This window comes from Inquilinus limosus MP06, assembly GCF_000767795.1.
In the GTDB taxonomy this organism is placed as follows: Bacteria; Pseudomonadota; Alphaproteobacteria; order DSM-16000; family Inquilinaceae; genus Inquilinus; species Inquilinus limosus_E.
In genome coordinates this window covers 1-6,025 of the sequence record NZ_JANX01000391.1, presented here as the reverse complement: position 1 = coordinate 6,025, position 6,025 = coordinate 1, and the positions used below count along the sequence as shown (strand labels likewise).

The 6,025-nt window shown below is 70.7% G+C and carries 6 protein-coding genes and 1 pseudogene; 1 reads left to right on the top strand and 6 read right to left on the bottom strand.

From position 1 onward, the window contains the following. The 4 genes from P409_RS23890 to P409_RS23875 form a co-directional block, all read right to left on the bottom strand. On the bottom strand, window positions 1–966 hold a 966-nt coding region (locus P409_RS23890), incomplete at its 3' end, for an ABC transporter permease (protein WP_161790458.1). Between the two features lie 29 nt (window positions 967–995). Beyond that, on the bottom strand, window positions 996–2,018 hold the full coding sequence (locus tag P409_RS23885) for a sugar ABC transporter substrate-binding protein (protein ID WP_034844556.1): 1,023 nt from the start codon (window positions 2,016–2,018) through the stop codon (window positions 996–998). 74 nt (window positions 2,019–2,092) lie between these two features. Then, window positions 2,093–3,034, bottom strand: coding sequence for a threonine ammonia-lyase (locus P409_RS23880; RefSeq protein WP_034844555.1), 942 nt, complete (start codon window positions 3,032–3,034; stop codon window positions 2,093–2,095). Beyond that, window positions 3,031–4,095 (bottom strand): succinylglutamate desuccinylase/aspartoacylase family protein, encoded by a 1,065-nt coding sequence (locus tag P409_RS23875; protein WP_202964782.1) that lies wholly within the window; start codon window positions 4,093–4,095, stop codon window positions 3,031–3,033. The genes P409_RS23880 and P409_RS23875 overlap by 4 nt, the downstream gene beginning before the upstream one ends. A 145-nt stretch (window positions 4,096–4,240) precedes the next feature. On the opposite strand from P409_RS23875, the gene P409_RS23870 reads away from it, so the two are divergent. Then, a complete protein-coding gene (locus tag P409_RS23870) occupies window positions 4,241–4,999 on the top strand; it encodes an IclR family transcriptional regulator (protein ID WP_161790457.1) in 759 nt (252 codons plus the stop codon). Window positions 5,000–5,227: 228 nt separating this feature from the next. On the opposite strand, the gene ureG is transcribed toward P409_RS23870, so the two are convergent. Together ureG and P409_RS39155 are read right to left on the bottom strand one after the other, a co-directional pair. Then, window positions 5,228–5,842, bottom strand: coding sequence for an urease accessory protein UreG (ureG, locus tag P409_RS23865; protein ID WP_034844552.1), 615 nt, complete (start codon window positions 5,840–5,842; stop codon window positions 5,228–5,230). Beyond that, window positions 5,839–6,025: pseudogene (locus P409_RS39155) on the bottom strand (urease accessory protein UreF); the annotation flags it as partial. The gene ureG and the pseudogene P409_RS39155, both read right to left, overlap by 4 nt.

Here is a 6,025-nt window from a genome sequence, read left to right as displayed (position 1 = left end):
CCGGTCGCGCTGGCTCAGCAGCACCGCAAACAGGACGAGACCGCCGGTGACGATGTAGATCGCCTGCTGCGGCACCTGCAGAAAAGACAGGCCGGTGTTGATGGCGCCGAGCAGCAGCGCGCCCAGCGCCGTGCCGGTGACGCCGCCCTCGCCGCCCGACAGCTTGGTGCCGCCGACGATGGCGGCGGTGATCGCCGCGAATTCGAGGCCGGTGCCGGCCAGCGGCTGGGCCGAACCGAGCCGGCCGATGATGACCACGGCGCCGAGCCCGGCCGACATGCCGGCCAGGACATAGGTCAGGGTCTGCACGGTGCGGACCGGGATCAGCGAGGCCCGGGCCGCGCCGGCATTGCCGCCGACAGCGAAGATCCAGCGGCCCAGCACCGTGCGGTGCAGCAGCGCCCACCAGCCGGCGAGCAGCAGGAGCGCCAGCAGCAACGACGCGGGGAAGCCTGCGATGTCGGCGCTGCCGGCCCAGAGCAGCATCGGGCTGTCGACCGGGATGCTGGAGGCGCCGGACAGGCTGAGCGCCGCCCCCTTCCCCGCCGCGAGCGTCGCCAGGGTGGCGATGAACGGGCTGATGCCGACGGCGCTGATCAAGAGGCCGTTGATGAGCCCGACGGCGCCGCCCGCGGCCAGCGCCGCCAGGATGCCGAGGAGTGGCGACCCGGTGGCGCCATAGGCCTGGGCGGCGACGATGCCGGAGATCGCCAGCGTGCTGCCGACCGAGATGTCGATGCCGCGGGCGATGATCACCGCGGTCATGGCGAAGCCGACGATGGCGATCACCGCCGTCTGCTGGCCGATCGAGACGAGGTTGGCGAAGGACAGGAAGCCGGGCCCGGCGATGCCGAAGCCGACCAGCACCAGCAGGATCAGCCCGGCCAGCACCAGGTCGTTGCCGAAGCCCGCGCCGGCCAGCGACAGGCGCCGCGCCGCCGCGGCATCCGCCGGTTTCGGAGACATGGCCCACTCCCTGCCCTTCGCCCCTCCGGTCACTGGCCGACGGTCATGGCGGAGACCGGCTGCTTCGGCCCCAGCTGCTCGGTGTAAGCCTTGGCCGCCTTGGTCGCGGCTTCCGGCGTGATGTGCTCGAATTTCAGCCCCTTGCCGGCCAGCGCCTGGGCGGTGGCGTCGGAGGTGACGAAATAGGTCGGCATGTACAGGTCCTTGGGCATGCTCTCGCCCTTGGCCAGCCGCGCCGCGACCGCGATGTTCCAGTAGCCGACGCGGTAGGCGCCGGTCAGCACGTCCATCACCATCGACCCGTCCTCGAGCAGCGGGTGCATCTCCTCGTCGCCGTCATAGCCGGCATAGAGCAGCTTGCGGTCCATCGCCTGGGCGACGGCGCTGGCGGCGAGGCACATCGAATCCGAGATGCAGCCGACGGCCTTGAGGTCGGGATAGGTCGTCAGCCAGGTCTGCGCCGCGTCGGTGGCCTTGGCCGAATCCCAGCCGGTGGGCTGGATGCCGACCAGCTTGATGTTCGGGAACTCCTTGGCAAGGGTCTCGGTGAAAGCCTTCTCGCGGGTGTCGGAAACGAAGTTGCCGCGGGTGCCGACCAGCAGGCCGACCTCGCCCTCGCCGCCCAGGGTCTGGCCGAGGGCACGGGCCACCATCGACATGTTCTCCTGGTCCGGATACAGCGTGGAATAGTTCCAGCCGCCCTCGACCTTGTTGCCCATGGTGATGACCGGGATCTTGGCGGCCTCGGCCTTCTTGATCACCGGCAGCAGGGCGTTCCTGTCCAGCGGGTCGACCAGGATGGCGTCGACCTTCTGGTTGATGAAGTTCTCGATGATGGCGACCTGCTTCTCCAGGCTGCCCTCGGCGCTCTGCCAGGTGGCCTTGACGCCGTAATCCGCGGCCGCGGTGTCGCCCGCCTCCTTCATCCGCACGAAGAAGGAGTTCTGCAGGTCGATGGCGGCGAGTCCGAGCACCGGCTCGGCGGCGGATGCGAGGCCCGACAGGGCCAGGACCGCGGTGAGGGCCACGCCCGACAGCACATGCTTGATCATGGTCTCGTCCTCTCCTGTGAAGCCTCGGTTGCACCTGTTGTTCTTGGGAGGGCTTTGCCCTCCGGGCCCCGCCTTCAGGCGGCGAGGCCGTCCGTTCCGGCGCCGCAGACCAGGCCGCAGACCACGTCGCCGTCGCGCGGCGCCACCCGGCCGGATTGCAGCGCCGCGACCGAGGCGGCGCCGCTGAGATCGGCGGCGAGGCCGAGCTCGAACCACAGCCATTTCGCCGCCCGCTCCATGTCGCGGTCCTCGATCAGCACCACCTCGTCGACGCTGCGGCGGATGATGTCGAAGATGCGCGGATCGGTGCGGCCGCAGGCCATGGTCGGCACCGCCGTGGTGACGGCGTCGAGGGTGACCACCTGGCCCGCATCCAGGCTGGCGCGCAGGGTCGGGGAGCCGACCGGCTCGATGCCGATGATCCGCGCCTTCGGGTGGAGCGCCCGGATCGCCGTCGCCATTCCGGCGGCCAGGCCGCCGCCGCCGATCGCGATCAGGAACAGGCTGGCCTCCGGCAGCTCCTCGGCGATCTCCAGCGCCACCGTGCCCTGCCCCGCCACCACCTCGGGATCGGCGAAGGGGTGGAAGTACACGGCCCCCGTCTCCTCGGCAAAGGCACGGGCGGCGCGGTCAGAGTCGTCCCACACCGTGCCTTCGATCCGCACCTCGGCGCCCCAGCCGGCCAGCTTGGCGCGCTTGGCCGGAGAGGCGTTGCCGGGCAGGAAGACAGTGGTCTGCACCCGGGCGAGGTGCCCGGCCCGCGCCACGGCCAGGCCGTGATTGCCGCCCGAGGCGGTGACGATGCCGCGGGCCAGCGTCGCCGGGTCCGCGGCCAGGAGGCGGTTGGTCGCGCCGCGCGCCTTGAACGAGCCGGTGACCTGCAGGCATTCCAGCTTGAGCCACAGCGGCGCCGCTGCCGGCGCCTGCAGCAGCTGGTCGGCGCGGACCAGCGGGGTGCGCCGGACATGGCCGCGGATCCTGTCGGCCGCCGCGGTGATGTCGTGCAACCCGATCATCCGAGGCTCCCGCGATAGGGCGAGGCGACGACCAGGCAGCAATTGCCGGGCCGCACCCGGCCTGGTTGGCGGCGGGCATAGACGATGCCGTCGGCGCCGTAGCGCAGCTCGGCCGGCGCGCGTCCAGGATCGTGCAGGAAATGGATGCGTCCGGCCGGCTGTCCGGTCCGCACCTCCGTGCCGTTGCGGTGATAGGGCTCGAACACCCCGTCGTCGCCGGCGAGGACATAGGAGGGCGCGCCCGCCACCTCGTAGACCTTCGGGTCGGGCCGACGCGGCGCGGCGAAGGACGGGTCGAGCACGCCGAGATGGGCCAGCACGCCGCGCACGCCGCGGCGGCAGATGTCGAGCGCGTCGAGCGACACGGTGCCCGCCCCCGCCATCTCGGTGCCGACCACGGTCAGCCCGGCGGCGACGGCGGCGGCGGTGGCGGTGCGCGGCTCGCCCAGATTATCGACCACCACGGTGATCGGCGCGCCGAAGGCCAGCACGGCGTCGATGTTGCGCCGCTGATGCGCCGGATCGGGCGCCGGCTCGACGATCGCGCTGGGCAGGATGTCGAGCGAGGAACCGCCGGAATGGAGGTCGAGGAAGGCGTCGCCCAGAGGCAACAGCACGTCCTGCACATAGGCCGAGATCTGCCGGGTGATGGTGCCGGCCGGATCGCCCGGGAAGGTGCGGTTGAAGTTCAGCCCGTCGACCGGCGAGGTGCGCTTGCCGGCCACCACGGCCGGCAGGTTGATCGCCGGGATCAGGATCAGCCGGCCCTGGATCGTGCCGGGGTCGAGGTCGCGGATGATCTCGCCGAGGGTGATCGGCCCCTCGTACTCGTCGCCGTGGTTGCCGCCCTCCAGGATCACGGTCGGCCCGGTGCCGTTGGCGATCACCGCCAGCGGGATGCGCACGGTGCCCCAGGCATCGTCGTCCGGCGATTGCGGGATGTGGAAGAAGCCGACCTGCCGGCCCGGCCGGTCGAAGTCGATATCGGTGAAGGCGGTGCTGCGGCGCGCGGCCGGCCCGCCCCTGCTCGATCCCACTGCCACGGTCTCGATGCTTTCCACGCTGCGCCTCCTGCGGGCGGTCTGGGCCGCCATTGGGAGAACGCTAGGGTTGTTTTACTGATGGTGTCAACATCATATATAAAACATTCATCGGAACGCCGGCGGCAGCGATACAGTCCCGCCCGGATTCGCCTGGGGGTTGGATGTGACGGAGAAGAAGGCGGCCTATTCGGCGCCGGCGCTGGAGAAGGGCCTGGACATCCTGGAGCTGCTGGCCAGCCGGGACGAGCCGCTGTCGCTGACCCGGATCGCCGACGAGCTGGGCCGGTCGAAGAGCGAGATCTTCCGCATGGTGATGGTGCTGCTGGAGCGGGACTATCTCGCCCGCGACCCGGCCAGCGACGACCTGACCCTGACCAACCGGCTGTTCTCGCTGGGGCTGCGCACGCCGCGGGTGCGCAACCTGGTGACCGAGGCGGTGCCGGTGATGAACGCGCTGGCCGCCGAAACCGGCCATTCCGCCCATCTGGTGGTGCTGTATCGCGGCCGCACCGTCGTGCTGGCCTCGGTCTCCGGCGAGCCGGACATCAGCTTCACCCTCAATCTCGGCTTCAACCGGCCGGCGGTGGACGCGACCTCAGGCCAGGTGATCGTCGCCTTCCAGCCGCCGGAGGTGCAGCAGCGCCTGATCCGCGAGAGCCTGCCGCAGGCCCAGGGCCGGGTGACCGAAGAGGAGCTGCGGGCGTCGCTGGACGGCATCCGCGGCCGCGGCTTCGAGCTGCATGAGAGCCGCGACTTCGTCGGCCTGACCGACATCTGCTGTCCGATCCTCGACCGCAACGGCCATGCCGTCGCCAGCATCATCATCACTTGCATCAAGCGGCACGGCCAGGAGGCCCGGCTGATGGACGCCCTCGACGCCCTGAAGCGCGCCTGCGCCGTGATCAGCCAGGCTGCGGCCTGAGGATGGCAGGCGCATCGTCCGGCATACGGCCTGCCCGTCTCCGGATTATCGCCGCTATGAGCTTGCCCTCAGCCGATCGGGGATCCGGCGTTCGCCTGCAGAGCACGGACCCGGCCCGAGGGTGCCAATCTCGACCGGCCAGCGCCCGGAACCCGGCATCCGGGCTCCAGATCGCTTCCGTTCATTTCGACCAGGACAACTCCATCAGGTGAAGGCGGCGGCAATCGGCTAGCGATGCAGCCCGCCCGCCTTCTCAATGAACGCCGCGATCTCGGCCACGCCGTCGCCGCCGCGCACCCGGGCGAAGACGAAAGGCCGGTCGCCGCGCATCTTGCGGGCGTCGCGGTCCATCACCTCGAGCGAGGCGCCGACCAGGGGCGCCAGGTCGGTCTTGTTGATCACCAGCAGGTCCGACCGGGTGATGCCCGGCCCGCCCTTGCGCGGGATCTTGTCGCCGGCCGAGACGTCGATGACGTAGATGGTGATGTCCGCCAGCTCCGGGCTGAAGGTCGCGGCGAGGTTGTCGCCGCCGGATTCGATCAGCACCAGGTCGAGGCCCGGGAAACGGCGCCGCATCTCCGCCACCGCCGCCAGGTTGATCGAGGCGTCCTCGCGGATCGCGGTGTGCGGGCAGCCGCCGGTCTCCACTCCCAGGATGCGGTCGGAGGACAGCGACCCGGCGCGGTTCAGGAACTCCGCATCCTCCTTGGTGTAGATGTCGTTGGTGATGGCCGCGATGTCGTAGCGGTCGCGGAAGGCGCGGCAGAGCGCGTCCATCAGCGCCGTCTTGCCGGAGCCGACGGGCCCGCCGATGCCGACGCGCAAAGGTCCGTTCTGGGTCATGTGCGGAACAACCTCGTATACTGGGTCTCGTGCTGCATCGATGCGATGTCGGCGGCGACGGCCAGGCCGCCGCACTGGGTGAAGGGGTCGCCATCGGGCAGGGAAGCGGCGCGGGCGGCCGCCGCCTCCACCGCTGGCATCAGCGCGGCGATGGCGCGCTGGCCGTCGGTCTGGCCCAGCGGC

Coding starts and splice junctions, on each gene's coding strand:
- P409_RS23885 (WP_034844556.1), bottom strand. CDS start 2,018: ATGATCAAGCATGTGCTGTCGGGCGTGGCCCTCACCGCGGTCCTGGCC.
- P409_RS23880 (WP_034844555.1), bottom strand. CDS start 3,034: ATGATCGGGTTGCACGACATCACCGCGGCGGCCGACAGGATCCGCGGC.
- ureG (WP_034844552.1), bottom strand. CDS start 5,842: ATGACCCAGAACGGACCTTTGCGCGTCGGCATCGGCGGGCCCGTCGGC.